We start from the raw sequence: 18,204 nt of genomic DNA, 5'->3' as shown, positions 1-18,204 counted from the left end.
GCGCTTCTCGACCGTGCCGTCCATGGTTCGACCGTTCGGGTGAACGCGCATCCCGAGCCGGGACCTACGGACGGGGCGGGCGGCAGACGACGACCTGGAGGTCGTCCCCCTCGAGCGTGACCGGCCCGGCAACAGCGGGCAGGAGCACCGTGTGTCCCCGACGCAGCGGCAAGGACTCGCCGTCGGCGACGAGCGTGCCTGCACCGTCGACCACGACGAGCACCGCGAGGCCCGCGTCGAGCTCCCGCGGACCGGTCCACCGCTCCACGCGGAAGAACGCCGCCGCGTCGGGCAGCAGGTCCCCCGACGACGCCGCGGTCGCGCCGCGCAGACGCGCGATCTCGTCGGCGGACCAGCCACGACGGTCGACGGCCGCGAGCGCGACGTCGAACCCGAGGCCCAGGTGCCCGTCGGCGACCCCGTCGATCGGGAACCCGGACCACTCCAGCAGGATCGACAGGTCGGTCGGCTCCTGCAGCTCGACGACGAGCGCGCCGTGCCCGATCGCGTGCGGGAGCCCGGCGGGGACCAGGACGGCGTCGCCGGCGGCGAGGTCGAGGACGTGCATGGCGCCGAGCATCGCGCCGGTGTCCTGCGTCCGCACCCAGCCGGCCAGCTCGTCGACGCCGATGTCCCGCGTGAACCCGAGGTGCACCCGGGCGGGCTCGAGCACCACCCATGCCTCGGTCTTGCCGTGCGCCAGACCCAGGTGCTCGGCGGCGAACGGGACGGCGGGGTGGGCGTGCACGGGCAGGCGCTGGCCCGCGTCCAGCAGCTTGACCAGCAGCTCGGGGTCGGAGCCGTAGGCGGCGACGTGCTCGGCGCCGAGCCACGCGACCGGGTCGGCGTCGATCGCGTCGCGGAGCAGCCGGCCGTCGGGCAGCACGGTCAGCCCGACGGGCTCGTGCCCGAACACCGACGTGGCCGAACCCACCCAGTCCTCGGGCTCGTGGCTCGCCGCCGGCCCGGTCCCGCGCAGGTCGGCGATCTGCCGACCTCCCGCGTAGAACCTGTCGGCGGGCTGGTTGGCGGGCAGGAACAGCGGTCTCATGTAAGCCCTTCGACGGCGATGCGGACGCCCGTGCGCCAGGTAGCGCCGGGCTCGAGGACCGGCGCGCCCGCGTGCGGCAGGTCCCGCTCCGGGCCGAACAGCGGGGCGTTGGTGGGTTCGACGCCGAGCACGTACGCGTTGCTCGCCGGCCAGCTCCAGGTACAGAGCCGGGGCAGGGTGTCGCCGGTCCAGGTCACGACGAGGTCGGGGAACTGCTCGTCACCGACGAGGGTGGCCCGCGCGCCCCGCACGCCGAGGTGTTCGGCGACCACGGGGGCGAGGCCGGGTGCGGGCTCCGGGGTGACCAACGGGTGGCGGTCCGCCGGGAGCGGCTCCCGGACGGCCCACTCGTCGGCATCCACGTCCAGGCGTGCACCCGGCCGCAGGAAGGGTGCGCCGAGGTTGACGTGGTAGAGCAGCGGGACGCCGACGGGCTGGTCGCCGACGTTGCGCACGACGTCACTGACCTCGACGGCCGACGTGCCCGTGGACGCCACCACCGACCGCTCGACGAGGATGCGGGGGCCACCCAGCGAGGTGTGCGCGACCGTGCCCGTCACGCGCACCTGCCAGGTGTCGGCCACCCGCTCGCGCGACCAGCGCACGTCGACCGCGGGGGTCAGGTGGTGGGTGCCGTGCTGACCCGACGAGCCGCGCGGCTCGCCGATGTTGTCGGGACCGCACGTGGCCAGGAGCCCGCCGAGGAACCGCGACTCCCAGTCGCGCCCGGGGCCCGGGTCGGCCGGGTTCGGGGACCGCCACGCGACGGGCGTCGACCCCCACCACGTCGCTCCGAGGTCCAGCCCCCGGTCCGGCAGGACGTCGAACGCGAGCCCTCCGGCCAGGCGGACGGCGATCACGCCCCCGCGCACGTCGACGCTCGCGAGCGCCTCGGGCTGGGAGACCCGACCGTCGTCGGTGAGCTCGCCCCAGGTCGTCATCGCCGGTCCAGCGCGGCGAGGAAGCCGCCGACGAACGAGTCGCCGAGCCCGATCGTCGTCGGTGTCGCGACGCCGGTCAGGTCGAGCGCCGGCACCACGCACGCGTCGGGTCCGAGCAGGTCGGCGACGTCGGACACGAGCCGTTGCGCGGTCGTGCCGGGCGTCAGGGAGGCCGTCGCGGCGTAGTCCTCGGTCGTGAAGCCGTCACCCATCCAGTAGCGGGTGCTCGCCATCGTGATCCCGCCGACGAGCGCCGGCCGGAGCTGGGTGGCCCGCGCCCCGACCGCCAGCGCCCAGTACTTGGTGTGCACCACCAGCGTCGGCGCCGGGACCACCTCGTGCAGCTCCCGCACGGCCTTCGCGACGGTCGGCGCGTCGAGCAGGTCGACCGTGCGCCCCAGGTAGGCCTGCATCTCGTCCTCGTTGAGGCTGTAGATGTCCGCCGACCACACCATCTCGTCACGCACGCGGCGGCTCAGGGCCGGCACGTGGTAGCCCGCGTCCTCGAACACCACGAGCGCGTCCGGCGGGAGCACCCGCATCGCGTCGCGCACCTGCGCCAGCCGGGACTCGAGCGTGGCCGGGTCCTGGATCACGTTGAACGACGAGAGCAGGAAGACGTCCGCCCTGCGCAGCGCGTCGGGCAGGTCGGCCGCGATCCGCAGCTCGCGGTGCGGCGGGTCGTTGGCGTAGATCACGCGGTTCGGGTGCGGCGCCACCAGCTCGAGGTCGCCCACCCGGACGCGGGTCCCGGCCGGGTACTGCACGATCAGGTGCGGGTCGAGCGTGTCCTGCACGGCGCTCGACACGTAGTCGACCGAGGCCGGGAGCAGCCGCCGCACCGTGTCGTCGATCGAGACCAGGTGCATGGTGCTCGGGATGCCCAGCACGTCCATCGCGATCGCCGCCCGCACGCAGGTGCCACCGAGGGTGACCTCCTTGGCGAACCGCGCGGCGACGGCCTCGACGATGTCGGAGGAGGCGACGAACCGCTCTCCCCCGACACCGTCGCGGACGAACGCGAGCAGGCTCCGCACCAGGTCGCGCACGGAGTCGACCGGGGTGTCCAGGTCGAGGTCCTCCGGCCCGATCCCGTGCTCCGCAGCGAGCTTCTCGAGCACCGTCGGGTCCCAGCGGATCTCGTAGTCGACCGTCCCACCCATGCCCAGCACGAACCTCGTGCTCATCGGTCGGCTGCCCTCTCTCGCGTCAGGACGTGCTCAGTACAGGTCGGCCTTGCCGGCGGCGTCGAACAGGTGGATCTTCTGCGCGGCGACCTCCTGCATGGCCTCGATGCACGGCGGCTGGATGCTGTTGGGCTCCCGCAGCGAGGTGTCCGCGAGGACCTCTCGCATCTTGTCGTGGTACGCGACCTTGATGTCGCTGGAGATGTTGATCTTGTTCACGCCGAGCTTGACCGCCTGGCCGATCTCGTCGTCCGGGTTGCCGGAGCCGCCGTGCAGCACCAGCGGGATGGGCAGGAGCGCCTTGATCTGCTGCAGCAGGTCGAGCTTCAGCTGCGGGGTCACGTGCTTCGGGTACAGACCGTGCGCGGTACCGATGGCGATGGCCAGGCTGTCCACGCCGGTGCGCTGGACGTACTCGACGGCCTCGGCCGGGTCGGTGAACGCGATCTGGTCGACGAGCACGCCGTCCTCGGCCTGCTCGTCGAGCTTCCCGATGGTGCCCAGCTCGCCCTCGACCGACAGGCCGACGGCGTGCGCGGTGTCGACGACCTTCTTGGTGATCGCGACGTTGTCCTCGAACGGCTGCATGGACGCGTCGATCATGGCCGACGTGAACCCGAGCTGGATGGCCTCGAGCACCTGCTCGTAGGTGCCGCCGTGGTCCCAGTGGATGGCGACCGGGACGGACGAGCGGTGCGCGCGCTGGATGAGCGCCGCGAGCGCGTCGCCCCCGATGTGCGACACCTCGTCGGGGTGGATCGCGACGATCAGCGGGGCGTTCAGCTTCTCGGAGATCTCGAAGATCCCCTTGCCCATCGCGTAGTCGCTGATGTTGAAGGCGGGGATGGCGAAGTAGTTCTCGTTCGCCACCGCGAGCAGGTCTCGGCCGTTCATCAACATGGTGTGTATCAACTTTCCTGTGTGTGGGTGTTTCTCAGGGAGGGGGTCTAGATCTTCACAGCGCCGGCGGTCATTCCCCCGATGAAGTAGCGCTGGAAGAAGAGAAAGAGAATGAGAACAGGAATGCAGCCGAGGATGCTCATCGCCATCATCTCGTTCCATTCGTACGAGTGCTGGCCCATGAGGAGCTGGATGCCGATGGGAACGGTCCGCATGTCCTCTGTCCGGGTGAGAGTCAGTGCGAACAGGAACTCGTTCCAGCAGATCATGAACGTGTACACGCCGACGGACACCAGGCCGGGCACGGAGATGGGCATGAGAATGCGCCACAATGCGGTCAACGGCCCGGCGCCATCCACCTTGACGGCCTCGTCCAGCTCTTTGGGAAGGGTATTGAAATACCCTGTCATCATGATGATCGCGTAAGGCAGCGTGAACACCATGTAGGTGAGGATCAGGCCCTGGTAGGTGTTGTAGAGCTTGAGCGCGACGACCAGGCCGAAGTACGGGATCAGCAGCGTGATCGGCGGCACGGCCTGGACCGATACGACGATCACGTTGATCGTCTTCTTGCCCCAGAACTCGTACCGGCTGAACGCGTACGCCGCGTGCACCGCCACGATCAGCGACAGCGCGGTCACCGACAGCGCGATGACGTAGCTGTTGAAGAAGAACCGCAGCTTGGTCGGGTCGGTGAGGATCGTCGTGTAGGCGTCGAACGAGAAGCCCGGCGTGATCAGGCGCGGCGGGAACTCGAAGATCTCCGGGTTGGTCTTGAACGAGCTCGACAGCATCCACACCACGGGCAGCGCCGCGAAGCAGGCACCGAGGATCAGCGCGACGACGAGCAATGCCCTCTGGCCGGTCTTCTTCGGGGGCGTGCGCAGAGCCGGGGGCTCGGACGTCAGGGGGCGGGTGGCCAGCGTGGTCATCTCAGTCCCTCGCCTTCTGGTGCCGCACGTAGAAGAACGCGAGAACCATCGACATGAGGAGCACGAGGACCGCGGACGCGGAGGCGACCGAGAACTCGTACTCGGTGAACGCGAGCTTGTACGTGAAGGTCGAGAGGACCTCGGTGGAGTTGATGGGTCCGCCGCCGGTGGTCATCCAGATCAGCGCGAACTGCTGCGTGGTCCAGATGAAGTCCAGGAGCGCCATCGAGATGATGATCGGACGCAGCTGCGGGAGCGTGACGTTGCGGAACTGCGCGACCACGCCGGCGCCGTCGACCCGTGCGGCCTCGTAGAGGTCCTTCGGGATCCCCTGCAGGCCGGCGAGCAGCGAGATCATGAAGAACGGGTAGCCCGACCAGATGTTGATGAACGTGACCGCGGCCAGCGCCGTCGACGGGTTGGCCAGCCACTCGGTCTGCCCGTCGGTCAGACCGGCGGTCCCGAGCAGGTAGTTGACGACGCCGTTCGGGCTGAGCAGGAGCCGCCACAGGACCGCGACGATCGCGACCGTGAACAGCCACGGCAGGATGTACAGCACCCGGAAGAACGCCTTGGTGCGGTCCTTCAGCAGCGGCGAGTTGAGCATGAGCGCGAACGCCAGGCCGATCGCGAAGTGCACGATCACCGACGAGATGGTGAACACCAGCGTGTTGCGCACCGCGGTGAAGAACACCGGGTCGGTCAGCACCTCGACGTAGTTGTCGAAGCCCACGAACGCGGGGTTCTTGTTGGTGATCACCCGGTCGAGCAGGGAGTAGCTGACGACCATGATGATCGGCGTGATCATCAGGATGATCAGCAGCACACCGGTGGGGCTGAGGAATCCGTAGGGCGTCAGCGTCCGCTTGACCCGGCCGATCGTGCGGGTCCGGGCGGAGTCTGCGCCGGGCGGCGGGGCGGACTGGACGGTCCGCGCCTCCGCGGGAGTGGTGGTCTGTGACATGGGCTCGCGGCTCTCTCCTGGGGGTCGGGCCGCGCCGGTCGTGCCTCCGGCGCGGCCCGGGTGTTCCGGGCTGGTGGCCTAGAACTCCTCTTCCCACTTGGTCTGGGCCGCGGCGAGCGCGTCCTGCATCGACTGCTGACCGTCGAGCGCCTTCTGGAACTCCTCACCGAAGTCCCGCATGAGCTGCTCGGCCACGGGCAGGCCGGTGAACTCGTTGGCCGGGAACCCGGACTGGTAGATCTCGAACGCGGTGCCGAACAGCTCGTCCTCCTCGACGAAGTCGGGGACGGAGGTCGTGTTGCCCGGGAAGGCGTTGGCGATCGACGACAGCTCGCTGTTGACGGACTCGCTCATCAGGAACTCGACGAGCTTGAACGCCTCGGCCTTGTGCTCCGAGTTCTCGGCGATGCCGATGCCCCAGGAGGCGTAGGGGATGCCTCGCTCACCGGTGTAGCCGTCCTCGGCCGGGATCGCCGCGATGCTGAAGTTCAGGTCCGGGTTGGACTCGCGGATCAGGTTCACGTGGGCCAGGGAGTCGATCATCATGCCGACCCGGCCGTTGCTGAACTCCTCGACCTTGTCCTGCTCCTTCATGGTGAAGGAGCCGGGGGCGATCACGCCGTCGTCCCACATGCCCTGGATGTAGTCCGTGGCCGAGGTGACGTCCTCGTTGTCGGTCAGCGCAGGCTGGCCGGCGTCGAGCATCGAGCCACCGGACGCCCACACCCAGGACATGACGTCGTTCTGGATGCCGTTGGGGGCCTCGAGCGACAGCGGGAGGATCCAGCCGTAGGTGCTGTCCGTGGTGATCTTGGCGGCCGCGTCCGCGAACTCCGTGCGGGTGGCGGGCGGCGCGGTGACCCCGGCTCCGGCGAGCAGGTCGTCGTTGGTGAACATCGGGTAGACGAAGTTCACGACGGGGATCATGTAGGTCTTGTCGTCCACCTGGACCTGGCTGGCCAGCTGCGACTCGTCGTAGCCGGCCTCGGTCATGACCGCGGACAGGTCCGTGATCGCGCCCTGGTCGGCGAAGTCGCTGACCCACGCGCCGTCGAGGCCGACGACGTCGGACATCGTCCCGGCGGCGGCGCCGGCGACGACCTGCTCCTTCGTCGAGGCGTAGGGGCCCGACAGCAGTTCGACCTTGATGCCAGGGTTCTCCTCCTCGAACTGGTCCATCAGCCCGCGGAACGCGCCGTCGGGGAGCTCGGGCTCCCACCACTGCGAGAACTCGAGGGTGACGTCACCGCCCTCGTCCCCGCCCGTATCTGCGTCTCCCCCGCCGGAGCACGCCGCGAGTGCGAGCGATGCGACACCGGTGAGTGCAATGAAGCGTCCAACGTGAGCGCCCTTGCCCATGACTCTCCCCATCCTCAGATCCTGCCGCTTCGTGCGACTGTGTGCGCACTTTTGCGTGTTTCCGCCAAAGTAGACCCGCTCTTCTGCATCGTCAAGCGGTACTTGCGGTTCGCAACGAAGCCGTGACCTCGCGCCACGAGGCCGCTCCAACCTGGGACAGCGCTCCCACACGCGCCTGAACTGGGCGAATGACCTGGTTCACCCGACTCCACGAGACCTGGATCCGGGACGTCCGGGTCCGCGCAAGTTCTCGCACAAACCCGCACGTGTGTGGTTCAGTACTCCCATGTCTGCGACCACCGACGGCTCACGCCGCCTGCCCGCGGGCCGCAAGGCCGACCTGGCGGCCTACGTGGCCGAGCACGGGCAGGTGACCGTCGCCAACCTCGCCGAGCGGTTCGACGTCTCCCCCGACACCATCCGCCGCGACCTCGACGCCCTCGACGCCGACGGTGTCCTCATCCGCACGCACGGTGGCGCGATCAGCCCGCAGGCCGTCCCGCGGCCCGACACGGGCGTGGACGTCCGGCTCCGCATCCAGACGTCCGCCAAGGACCAGATCGGGGCTCTCGCGGCGGGCCTCGTGCGCGACGGCGCGTCGCTCATGATCAACGCGGGCACCACGACGCTCGCCGTCGCACGCCACCTGTCCGAGCACCGCGACCTCACCGTCGCGACCAACTCCCTGCGCATGCCGACCGAGATCAACCCGCTCGCGTTCCGCGACCTCTACGTCTTCGGCGGCGTCGTCCGGCTCAGCGCCCAGGGCACCATCGGCGCTGTCGCGTTCCCCTCGGAGAACGGCACCGACCGGGACATCCGCTGCGACCTGGCCCTCATCGGCGTCGGTGCCGTCAACGCCGACGCCGGCTACTCGACGAGCAACCTCGGAGAGGCCGCGATGATGAGCGCGATGATGGACCGGTCCACCAAGGTCGCCGTCCTCGCCGACGCCACGAAGTTCGGGCGCCGCCTGTTCGCGCAGATCGCGGAGCTGGGCCGGGCCGACTACCTGGTGACCGACGCGCCGCCGCCGCCGGACCTGGCGGCCGCGCTGGAGTCCGCGGGCGTCGAGGTCATCCTGCCGCCCGCCGCCGGCTGAGCCGCTCGACCAGCATCGGAGCGACCGCCATCGTCAGCGGGACGAACGCCCACACGCGGCCGGCCCGCAGGTCGTAGTCGGCGACGAGGTCCGACAGCGGCAGCCCCCGCACGGCACCGGCACCCAGCTCGAACGCCAGCGTGCCCACCGACCATCCGAGCCCGACCCGCAGGGCGGCCTCGCGGTCGAGCAACGGGTGCGTACGCTGCAGCACCGCCGCGGTCGCCACGATCGTCGCGACCAGCACGCCGCTCGACACCTGGTGCGCCCGCAGGGTCCCGAGCCGCGGCACGAGCACGCGTTCCCGCAGCCCGCCGTTCGCGACCGCGGCCCCCGCGATCCCGCACCAGCCGAGCGCCCAGGCACCGCGCGCCGTCGTCATCGCTCCCCCACCAGGGGAAGGACCTCGTCTGCCAGCAACCGGTCGACCGCGTCGGCCTGCTCGAACGCCACGGCGTGCGCGGCACCCTCGAACGTCACCAGCCTCTTCGTCGGTGCATCCAGAGTTGCGAACCACTCGAGGGCGAGATCGCGCCGACCGTCGAGCTCCGCCGCACCGTCGAGCAGGAACACCGGGACCTCCAGCCGCGGCACCTCGCGCCGCAGGTCCAGGCCCTGGAGCTGCGGGTACATGACGGAGAACGTGTCGAAGAGGCCCCGGAGCACGTCGACCTTGTCGACGAACCGGTACTCCGGGCCGCGGATCCCGAACGCGTCCAGCCCGGAGGCGGCGCCGCGGTCCCGATAGCCCTGGGACGGTGTGTACGGGCCGTACAGGTGCTCGTAGGCCAGCATGACGTCGGCGTTCGCCCAGGGCAGGTCGGCGTAAGGCGGTTCCCCGATCCGCTCGGTCAGCGCGGCCACCGCGTGGTCGTCGGTCCGGTCCGCGTAGGCGACGAGGTCACGGTAGATCCGTCGGTCGGTCTCGGTGACGTCGACCATCTGCCCGCTGCCGAGGTACGCGTGGAACAGGTCGGGACGCCGCTCGACGGCCAGGACGCCGAGGATCGTGCCCCAGGACTCCCCCATGAGAATGACCTTGTCCTCGCCGAAGCGGGCTCGCAGGTACGTGGTCAGCTCGATGACGTCGGTGACCGCGCGGTCGAGCGTGGCCTCCTCGGTCGGCAGGAGCGCGGCGTAGGACGTGCCGTTGCCCCGCTGGTCGAAGGTCGCGAAGACCACGTCGTCGACCCACGGCTCGGACAGTGCCCTGGCCAGCGCGAGGTCGGACTGCCCAGGTCCGCCCGACAGGTAGAGCAGCACGGGGGCGTCCGGGTCGGCGGCCCGGACCATCACCGTGTGGGGGTCGCCGCCCAGCAGCACCGTGTCGAGGCTGGCGATACTGCCCGGGACCACGTCGCCGTCGGCGTCGCGTACCGGCGGGGTGCCGGCGGGCAACGCGACGACGACGGCGAGCCCGAGCGTCAGCGCACCGACGACGAGCGTTCCCGCGCGCCGACGTCGCGCTCCGACGCGAGCACCGAGCACCATGGGGAGCATCAGCAGCAGCGCAGGGACCCCGCGTCCGAGCACCAGCGCCAGCCAGCCCCACATCGAGTCGATGCGCACGTCGTGGGTGGTGGGCAGGAGCACGTCGCTGCGGGCGATCTCGACGGCGGCGACGTTCACGAGCGCGAGTGGGATGACCACCCAGACCGATCGGGCCACGCGCCCGCCGACCAGACCGAGCACCGCGCCGGTCGCCATCACCACCAGGGCACCGGCCGTGGTGACCGGGCCGAGCGGTGCCACGTGCCCGGTGATCATGCCCGCGACGGCCGCCATCGCCAGGATGCCGGCCCACGGGCCCCAGCGGCGGGCGTCCGTCCACACACCGTGGTGCGGTTCGTGTCGGGTCGGCTGCTCCTCGACCCGAGAGGGGTTGATCGTGCTGGCCATGGCTGCCTCCGGTGCGCCGGACAGCGGTCTGCGGTCTGCGGCCCAAGGTGACCCACCGCGCCGCCGCTCCACGTCCAGCCTGCTCAGCACGGAGGCCGGGACTAGATCCATTGGTCCCTGATCAGCTCCGGGGTACAGGGTTGATGTGACTGCGCTGTATAGGGTCCCTGACGATGACTACACGACCGAGTCCGAAGGCGCGCTGGAACCCGCAAACCGTCGAGGAGCCCCTGGCGGGTCCGGTGGGAGAGTCCGTCCCCCTGGTGTCGGACCTGTACAACAACCGGGCGTTCGGCTGGCTCCCCGAGTCCGAGCGCCTCGCACCGTTCAGCGCGCTCGACGCGTCGACAGGCCCGTTCCTGCCCGTGCTGACCCCAGGCGGCACCGCGCTGGTGTTCGAGCGCGCGCGCTACGACGGCGGCTCGGCGGATCTGCCCCCGATGCAACGGCACAGGATCCTCGGCATCTACCGGTACGACATCGCCTCCGGGCAGGAGGAACGAGCACCCTTCGACCCCGTACAAGGCCATGGTGCGACCGTGTACTACGCGATGTCGCCGGATGGCGTCTCCGCCGCGATCGCCCAGTGCTGGTGGCCGGGCTGGCAGCCGGGAATGCGGTCTGTCGTGAGCGAGTACCGCGTCTCGCTGACCGTCGTCGGGTTCGCGGAGGGTTCGCCTCGCACGGTCGTCGAGCTGAGCGGCTTGCTGCAGCCGACCAGCGAGAGCTCGGTCGTCCAGTGGTCACCCGACGGTTCGACAATCGCCGTCTCGGTGATGACATTCACCGCCCGCGGCTCTGTCGAGCGAGCGACCCTGGTCGTCGACGTGTCCACAGGTGAACACACCCAGGTGCCCGCCGCGCTCCTCGGTTCGGTGTCCTGGGACCACGAGGGTCGCCGGCTGCTCGTCGTCGGCGACGACGACGTGCCCCGCGTCCTCGACGTGCGCGCCGGGACGTCGTCGCCGATCCCGGCACTGGGCGCCCGCGTGGCGCAGGCCAACTCCCAGGGTCGACCGCGCGCGCTCGGCTGGGCCGACGAGCGGCGGCTCCTCGTCGCCGTCTGCCGAGGCACCACCACCCGGGTGTGCGTGCTCGACCCGGACGAGGGCGTCGTCGCGACCCGTGTGCGGTGGACCGCCGGTCCGCTGGACTCCGTCCGGCTCGCTCCGATGCCCGCCGGCTTCTGGACCTGATCGTTCAGGCGAAGCGGACGGCGATCCCCGGGTAGTCGACGACCAGCCGGTCGTCGTCGTACGCGAGCACCGCCTCGAACCCGCCTTCCGACGTGTACGCGAACCGGTGGTCGTCCAGGCGTCGGTACGTCTGGTCCAGGCGTCGGACGCTCAGGTCGATTGCCTGGACGTACACAGCGGACACCGCGACGACCTCGCCCACGGGCATCGTCAGCCGGTGGACGGGCAGCGTGTTCGTGCAGGCCGATGCCTCGAGGTCGACGTCGACGAGCCCGTCCAGGTGCGGCGCGGCGACCCCGTCGACCGTCCAGCTGCCCCGACCGTCCGAGCGCAGGTGCACGGAACGGCGCCCAGCCACCGTGTCGGACGTGACACGCACCTCGCGGGTGGTCCACCCGTCGTCGAGCGTGATCTCGTACGCCACCGCATACGCCCGACCGTCCTCGACCGCGGACGTGTGCCCGCGGAGCCGACCCGGTTCGAGGTAGACCACCTCGAACCCGTCGACCGCGTCGACGAACCGCCACGCGGCGAACGACGGCAGGGGCGCGTTCATGGGTTCATCGGTACCAGTCCGGCTCCTGGTCCGGAAGAGGGGCTACCGGCATGGCATTCGCCACGCCCGCAGGCCGGGGTCGCCTCCTCGCGGCAGGGATCATCCCGCCCGGCGCAGCACTTCCTCGGCATGCTTCAGGACGGGTCCGTCGACCAGGCGCCCGTCCCACCGGAACGCCCCGTGCTGCCCCACGGCCGCGGCGAGCACGCCGCGCGCCCACTCGACTTCGGCGTCCGTCGGCCGGTAGGCCGCGCGGATCACGTCGACCTGCGACGGGTGGATGCACGCGGTCGCGGTGAACCCGCTGGCCGCAGCGTCGGACGCCTCTGCGGCCAGCCCGTCGACGTCGCCGATGTCCAGGTGCACGGCGTCGATCGCGGCCTTGCCGTACGCGCCCGCAGCCACCAGCACGACGGACCTCGCGTGCACGGCGACGTCGCGGTAGGACCCGTCGGGACGCCGGCTCGACGTGCCGCCCAGCGACGCGACCAGGTCCTCCGCACCCCACATGAGCCCGACCACGTTCGGCTGGGCGGCGATCTCCACCGCGTGCGCCACGCCGGCGGCGGTCTCGACCAGCGCGACGACGTCGTACCGGGCCAGCACGCGGACGTCGGCGGCGGACGACGTCTTGGCGAGCATGACCGTCCCGTACGGCGTCATCCGCAGCGCGACGAGGTCCTCCTCCAGGTCGGCCGTGCCGAAGGGGTTGACGCGGACGATCGTCCGGGCCGGGTCGAGCGCGCTCGCCGCCAGGTGCGCACGGGCCGCCGCCTTGGCGTCCGGGTTCACCGCGTCCTCCAGGTCGAGGATCACGGTGTCGGACCGCGCGGCGGCCTTCTCGTACCGTTCCGGACGGTCCGCGGGACAGAACAGGAGCGCGGGGCCTCTCACGGGCGGCACCAGAACAGGACGGTGCGGGTCGCGATGGCGACGACGACGTCGTCCTGGTTGCGGCCCGTGTGCTCGAGCGTGACGACACCCTGACCCGGCCTCGACGACGAGACCCGCTTCTCGAGCACGACGGTCGACGAGTACAAGGTGTCCCCGTGGAACAGCGGATGCGGGAACCGGACGTCCGTGAAGCCGAGGTTCGCGACGATCGTGCCCTGGGTGAGCTGCGCGACCGAGCTCCCCACCAGCACGGCCAGCGTCATCATCGAGTTCACCAGCCGCTGCCCGAACGGCTGCCCGGCCGACCACGCGGCGTCCAGGTGCAGGGCCTGCGGGTTCATGGTGAGCGTCGAGAACAGGACGTTGTCCGCCTCGGTCATCGTGCGCCCGGGCCGGTGCAGGTAGCGGACGTCCTGCTCGAGCTCCTCGTAGTACAGCCCCCGCTGCTCGATGTCTCGGGTCATCGCGACGCCCCGGAGAAGCCGAGCTCCCGTGCGATCACCATCAGCTGCACCTGCGTCGTCCCTTCGCCGATCTCCAGGATCTTCGAGTCGCGGTAGTGCCGCGCGACGGGGTTCTCGTTCATGACCCCGTACCCGCCGAAGATCTGCGTCGCGTCGCGCGCGTTGTCCATCGCCGCCTCGCTGCTGATGAGCTTGGCCAGGCTGGCCTCCAGCTTGAACGGCTGACCCGCGACCAGCCGGTGGGCGGCGTCGAGCCAGGCCAGCCGGGCGGAGTGCACGCGGGCCTCCATGCGGGCGATGGTGAACGCGATGTGCTGGTTGTCGCCGATGGGGTGGCCGAACACGTTGCGGCTCTTGGCGTAGCGCATCGCCTCTTCCAGGCAGCCCTGCGCGGCTCCCGTGCAGAGCGCGGCGAACGCGACGCGTCCCTCGTCGAGGGTCTGGATGAACTGGGCGAACCCGCGCCCCCGCTCGCCCAGCAGGTTCTCCTCCGGCACGCGGACGTCCTCGAACCGCAGCGGGTGGGTGTCGGAGGTGTGCCAGCCGACCTTGTCGTACGCGGGCAGCACGGTGAACCCGGGGGTGCCGCTGGGGACCAGGATCGCGGTGAGCTCCTTCTTCACCGACCCGTCGGCGCGGACCGACTCCCCCGTCACCGCGGTGATGGTCACCAGCCTCGTGATCTGCGAGCCGGAGTTGGTGATGAACTGCTTGGTCCCGTCGATGACCCACTCGCCGCCGTCGAGACGCGCGGTGGTCTTGGTCCCCGCGGCGTCCGAGCCGGCGTCGGCCTCCGTCAGCCCGAACGCCGCGAGCGCCTCGCCCCGCGCGAGCATCGGGATCCACTCCTGCTTCTGCGCCTCGGTGCCGCTGCGCCACACCGGCATCGCCCCGAGCCCGACCCCGGCCTCGAGCGTCACGGCGATGGACTGGTCGACGCGCGCGAGCTGCTCGACCGCGAGGCACAGGTCGACGTAGTCGCGGCCCTGCCCGCCGTACTCGACGGGGAACGGCAGACCGAACAACCCCATCTCCCCCATCTGGGCGAGGATCTCGTAGGGCAGCTCACGCTTCGTGTCGTACTCGTACGCGGCGGGGGCCACGACGGTGTCGGCGAAGTCGCGCACCTCGTCGCGGAGCTTCTGCTGCTCGGGGGTGAGGTCGTAGGTCATGCCGGGGTCCCTTCGTCGGGGTGGCCGGTGATGGTGGCCACCACGTGGTCGAGTGCCACCTGGTCGGTCGGTCGGACCGTGAGGGTGACGATGCCGTCGCTCGGCGCGACGACCCGGTGCTCCATCTTCATCGCCTCGATGGTGAGGAGGATCTGGCCGGCGACCACGCTGTCGCCGGTCCCCACCTCCACCGAGACGACCGTGCCGGGCATGGGGGAACGCACCTGTGGGTCGACAGGGCGCGTGCCGCGCGTGAGGGCGGCGAGCTCGTCGGCGAGGCGCTCGACGCGGGTGCGGAACCGGAGCTCGAACGCAGACCCCTGGTCGCCGACCCAGGTCACGGGGCCGTGCGTCACGAGGCGCAGGGGGTGCACGACTCCCCCGAGCTCCAGCACGACCGCGTCGGGTCCGCGTCGCTCGAGACGTGCCGTCACCGGCTCGCCGTCCCCGACCGTCACCGTCGAGCCGAGGACGGAGACCTCCACGTCGCCGACCTCGTAGCGGATCGGTCGGGGCTCGCCGAGGCGCCAGCCGTCGGAACCCCACGCACCCTCGCCGACGTCGTGCCGCGAGAGCGCCGCCGCGACGACGTGGGCATCCTCCGGGGTCCGGAGCGTCAGGGTCGGGATCAGCCGAGCGAGCAGTCCGGTGTCGAGCCGGCCGGCGCGGACGTCGGGATCGGCCAGCACCTGCCGCAGGAACTCGACGTTGGTGCGGACGCCGAGGATCGTCGTGCGCGCCAGGGCAGCGTCCAGCCGCGCGATCGCCGTCGCCCGGTCGGGTGCCCACGCGATCACCTTGGCCAGCATCGGGTCGTACGTCGACCCGATCTCCAGACCCTCCTGCAGCGCGCTGTCGACGCGGATCCCCTCGCCGGTCGGCTCGTCGAGCACGTGCACCGTGCCGGCGGACGGCAGGAACTCGCGGAGGGGGTCCTCCGCGTAGACGCGGGCCTCGATCGCGTGACCGGTCAGGACCACGTCGGACTGCCGCACCGTGAGGGGCTGTCCCGCCGCGACCCGCAGCTGCCACTCGACCAGGTCCAGCCCCGTGACCAGCTCCGTGACGGGGTGCTCCACCTGCAGCCGGGTGTTCATCTCCATGAAGAAGAACTCCGTCGGCGCCTCGTCGGACACCAGGAACTCCACGGTCCCCGCGCCGACGTAGCCCACGCTCCGGGCGACGTCGCAGGCTGCCTCCCCGATGCTCTGCCGCGTGACCTCGTCGAGCAGGGGCGAGGGCGCCTCCTCGATGACCTTCTGGTGCCGACGCTGCAGCGAGCACTCCCGCTCGCCCAGGTGGATGACGTGCTCGAAGCCGTCGGCCAGGAGCTGCACCTCGATGTGCCGCGGGCTCCTGACCAGCCGTTCGAGCAGCAGCGTGTCGTCGCCGAACGCCGCGGCGGCGACCCGGCGGGCTCCGACGAGAGCGTCGGCCAGGTCCTCCGCCCGCTCGACGACTGTCATGCCCTTCCCGCCCCCGCCCGCCGACGGCTTGACCAGCAGCGGATACCCGACGCGGTCGGCGGACGCGGCGTCGATCGACGACGAGCCCGGGATCACCGGCACGCCCGCTGCGCTCACGTGCTCCTTGGCGCGGATCTTGTCGCCCATGACCTCCAGCGCCTTGACCCCGGGGCCGACGAACACGACGCCCGCCGCCTCGCACGCCCGGGCCAGGTCCGCGTTCTCGGAGAGGAAGCCGTACCCGGGGTGGATCGCATCGGCACCCTGTGCCGCAGCCACGACAGCCTCGATGGACAGGTAGCTGTCGATCCTGACCGCGCTGTCGGCGCGCGCCACGTGCAGGGCGTCCCGATCCGCGTCGGTGTAGACGGCGACCGCACGGATCCCGAGCCTCTGGAGGGTCGCGATCACCCGGCAGGCGATCTCCCCGCGGTTCGCCACGAGCACGGTCCGGAACATGGCGCTCACATCCGGAAGAGCCCGAAGCGGGGCTCGCTCAGAGGGACGCCTGCGCAGACGTCGAGGGCCATCCCGAGCACCCGGCGCGTGTCCGCAGGGTCGATGATCCCGTCGTCCCACAGGCGCGCGGTCGAGTAGTACGGGCTGCCCTGCGTCTCGTACTGGTCGCGCAGCTGCTTCCGGAACGCCTCTTCGTCCTCCGCGGACCACTCGTCGCCCAGCTGCTCGCGGCGGATCGTCGCCAGCACGGACGACGCCTGCGGCCCGCCCATGACCGAGATCCGGCTCGCGGGCCACATCCACAGGAACCGCGGGCCGTACGCCCGTCCGCACATGGAGTAGTTGCCGGCCCCGAACGACCCGCCGATGACGACGGTCAGCTTGGGCACCCGCGTCGTCGCGACGGCCGTCACCATCTTCGCGCCGTGCTTCGCGATGCCCCCGGCCTCGTAGTCCTTGCCGACCATGAAGCCGTTCACGTTCTGCAGGAACACCAGCGGGATGCCGCGCTGGTCGCACAGCTCGATGAAGTGCGCGCCCTTGAGCGCCGACTCGCTGAACAGCACGCCGTTGTTGGCGACGATCCCCACGGGGTGCCCGTGCAGCCGCGCGAACCCGGTCACCAGTGTGGTGCCGTACTCGCGCTTGAACTCGTGGAGCTCGCTGCCGTCGACCAGCCGCGCGATGACCTCGTGCACGTCGTAGGCGGTCTGCAGGTCGGTGGGCACCACCCCGTAGAGCTGGCCCTCGTCGACCTTGGGCGGCCGGCTCTCGTGCACCTCCCAGGCCGTCTGCCGAGGGACGGGCAGGGTCGCGACGATGTCCCGGACGATCTGCAGCGCGTGCGCGTCGTTCTCCGCCAGGTGGTCGGTGACGCCCGAGGTCCGCGAGTGCAGCTCACCGCCGCCGAGATCCTCCGCGGTCACCACCTCACCGGTCGCCGCCTTCACCAGCGGCGGCCCGGCCAGGAAGATCGTGCCCTGCCCGCGCACGATCACGGTCTCGTCGCTCATCGCCGGGACATAGGCGCCGCCCGCGGTGCACGAGCCCATCACGCACGCGACCTGCGGGATGCCCTCCGCCGACATCCGGGCCTGGTTGAAGAAGATCCGCCCGAAGTGGTCGCGGTCCGGGAACACCTCGTCCTGCTTGGGCAGGAACGCGCCGCCGGAGTCGACGAGGTAGATGCAGGGCAGCCGGTTCTCCAGCGCGATCTCCTGCGCCCGCAGGTGCTTCTTCACCGTGAGCGGGTAGTAGGTGCCGCCCTTCACGGTCGCGTCGTTGGACAGGACCATGACGTGCCGGCCGTGCACGAGCCCGATGCCCGCGATCACTCCTGCGCCCGGGGCATCGCCGTCGTAGAGGCCGTCGGCGGCCAGCGGCGCGACCTCCAGGAACGGGCTGCCCGCGTCGAGGAGCACGTCGATCCGCTCGCGCGGGAGCAGCTTGCCGCGGGCCACGTGCCGTTCCCGCGAGCGCTGCGGGCCACCTTGGGCCGCGGTCCGGAGCCGGTCCCGCAGCTCCGTGACGAGGGCGCGCTGGGACGCGTCGTTCGCTGCGAACGAGGTCCCGGCAGGGTCGGCTGCCGTGCTGAGCATCTCCATCGACGCTGTCTCCGCGGGGGTGGTGGGAGAGATCAAACTGAGTTAACGATCGCTAACC

17 protein-coding genes are annotated in these 18,204 nt (G+C 70.8%); 2 read left to right on the top strand and 15 right to left on the bottom strand.

What is annotated here, in order from left to right; translation table 11 throughout:
* Positions 1-64: 64 nt before the first annotated feature.
* From J2X26_RS11595 to J2X26_RS11565, 7 genes are all read right to left on the bottom strand, one after another.
* A complete protein-coding gene (locus tag J2X26_RS11595) occupies positions 65-1,051 on the bottom strand; it encodes a class I mannose-6-phosphate isomerase (RefSeq protein WP_307492424.1) in 987 nt (328 codons plus the stop codon).
* Positions 1,048-1,992 carry a DUF4432 family protein gene (locus J2X26_RS11590; protein WP_307492422.1) on the bottom strand — a complete coding sequence of 315 codons (945 nt, stop codon included), beginning with the start codon at positions 1,990-1,992 and terminating at the stop codon, positions 1,048-1,050. Before J2X26_RS11590 ends, J2X26_RS11595 begins: the two co-directional genes overlap by 4 nt.
* Positions 1,989-3,179, bottom strand: a complete 1,191-nt coding sequence (locus J2X26_RS11585) for an ADP-dependent glucokinase/phosphofructokinase (RefSeq protein ID WP_307492421.1) — start codon at positions 3,177-3,179, stop codon at positions 1,989-1,991. The genes J2X26_RS11590 and J2X26_RS11585 overlap by 4 nt, the downstream gene beginning before the upstream one ends.
* A 33-nt stretch (positions 3,180-3,212) precedes the next feature.
* Positions 3,213-4,073: a ketose-bisphosphate aldolase gene (locus J2X26_RS11580; RefSeq protein WP_307492420.1), complete on the bottom strand. Its 861-nt coding sequence runs from the start codon at positions 4,071-4,073 to the stop codon at positions 3,213-3,215.
* Positions 4,074-4,126: 53 nt separating this feature from the next.
* Entirely contained in the window at positions 4,127-5,011 is an 885-nt protein-coding gene (locus J2X26_RS11575) for a carbohydrate ABC transporter permease (protein ID WP_307492418.1), read from the bottom strand.
* A gap of 1 nt (position 5,012) precedes the next feature.
* A complete protein-coding gene (locus tag J2X26_RS11570; RefSeq protein ID WP_307492416.1) occupies positions 5,013-5,975 on the bottom strand; it encodes a carbohydrate ABC transporter permease in 963 nt (320 codons plus the stop codon).
* Positions 5,976-6,053: 78 nt separating this feature from the next.
* Complete coding sequence (locus J2X26_RS11565) at positions 6,054-7,346, bottom strand: ABC transporter substrate-binding protein (RefSeq protein WP_307492413.1); 1,293 nt, start codon at positions 7,344-7,346, stop codon at positions 6,054-6,056.
* A 274-nt stretch (positions 7,347-7,620) separates the two neighbouring features.
* On the opposite strand from J2X26_RS11565, the gene J2X26_RS11560 reads away from it, so the two are divergent.
* Entirely contained in the window at positions 7,621-8,436 is an 816-nt protein-coding gene (locus J2X26_RS11560) for a DeoR/GlpR family DNA-binding transcription regulator (protein ID WP_307492411.1), read from the top strand.
* On the opposite strand, the gene J2X26_RS11555 is transcribed toward J2X26_RS11560, so the two are convergent.
* Both J2X26_RS11555 and J2X26_RS11550 read right to left on the bottom strand, forming a co-directional pair.
* Complete coding sequence (locus tag J2X26_RS11555; RefSeq protein ID WP_307492409.1) at positions 8,411-8,818, bottom strand: hypothetical protein; 408 nt, start codon at positions 8,816-8,818, stop codon at positions 8,411-8,413. The genes J2X26_RS11560 and J2X26_RS11555 overlap by 26 nt on opposite strands.
* Entirely contained in the window at positions 8,815-10,335 is a 1,521-nt protein-coding gene (locus tag J2X26_RS11550) for an alpha/beta fold hydrolase (RefSeq protein WP_307492408.1), read from the bottom strand. Before J2X26_RS11550 ends, J2X26_RS11555 begins: the two co-directional genes overlap by 4 nt.
* A gap of 173 nt (positions 10,336-10,508) precedes the next feature.
* Between J2X26_RS11550 and J2X26_RS11545 the strand changes: the two genes are divergently transcribed.
* On the top strand, positions 10,509-11,531 hold the full coding sequence (locus tag J2X26_RS11545) for a hypothetical protein (RefSeq protein WP_307492406.1): 1,023 nt from the start codon (positions 10,509-10,511) through the stop codon (positions 11,529-11,531).
* A 4-nt stretch (positions 11,532-11,535) separates the two neighbouring features.
* On the opposite strand, the gene J2X26_RS11540 is transcribed toward J2X26_RS11545, so the two are convergent.
* The 6 genes from J2X26_RS11540 to J2X26_RS11515 all read right to left on the bottom strand — a co-directional run bounded on the left by J2X26_RS11540 (position 11,536) and on the right by J2X26_RS11515 (position 18,146).
* On the bottom strand, positions 11,536-12,087 hold the full coding sequence (locus J2X26_RS11540) for a putative glycolipid-binding domain-containing protein (RefSeq protein ID WP_307492404.1): 552 nt from the start codon (positions 12,085-12,087) through the stop codon (positions 11,536-11,538).
* 99 nt (positions 12,088-12,186) lie between these two features.
* Complete coding sequence (locus J2X26_RS11535) at positions 12,187-12,990, bottom strand: HpcH/HpaI aldolase/citrate lyase family protein (protein ID WP_307492403.1); 804 nt, start codon at positions 12,988-12,990, stop codon at positions 12,187-12,189.
* Positions 12,978-13,445, bottom strand: a complete 468-nt coding sequence (locus J2X26_RS11530; RefSeq protein ID WP_307492402.1) for a MaoC family dehydratase — start codon at positions 13,443-13,445, stop codon at positions 12,978-12,980. Before J2X26_RS11530 ends, J2X26_RS11535 begins: the two co-directional genes overlap by 13 nt.
* Positions 13,442-14,617: an acyl-CoA dehydrogenase family protein gene (locus J2X26_RS11525; protein ID WP_307492401.1), complete on the bottom strand. Its 1,176-nt coding sequence runs from the start codon at positions 14,615-14,617 to the stop codon at positions 13,442-13,444. Before J2X26_RS11525 ends, J2X26_RS11530 begins: the two co-directional genes overlap by 4 nt.
* Positions 14,614-16,542: an acetyl/propionyl/methylcrotonyl-CoA carboxylase subunit alpha gene (locus J2X26_RS11520; protein WP_307492399.1), complete on the bottom strand. Its 1,929-nt coding sequence runs from the start codon at positions 16,540-16,542 to the stop codon at positions 14,614-14,616. The genes J2X26_RS11525 and J2X26_RS11520 overlap by 4 nt, the downstream gene beginning before the upstream one ends.
* Before the next feature lie 5 nt (positions 16,543-16,547).
* The gene (locus tag J2X26_RS11515) at positions 16,548-18,146 is read right to left on the bottom strand and encodes a carboxyl transferase domain-containing protein (RefSeq protein ID WP_307492398.1); all 1,599 of its coding nucleotides are present in this window, start codon (positions 18,144-18,146) and stop codon (positions 16,548-16,550) included.
* Between the last annotated feature and the right edge of the window lie 58 nt (positions 18,147-18,204).

It is taken from the genome of Cellulomonas humilata (genome assembly GCF_030814415.1).
Classification (GTDB): Bacteria; Actinomycetota; Actinomycetes; order Actinomycetales; family Cellulomonadaceae; genus Cellulomonas; species Cellulomonas humilata_A.
Note: the sequence above shows the minus strand (reverse complement) of the source record. Positions and strands in the feature narration are given on the sequence as shown.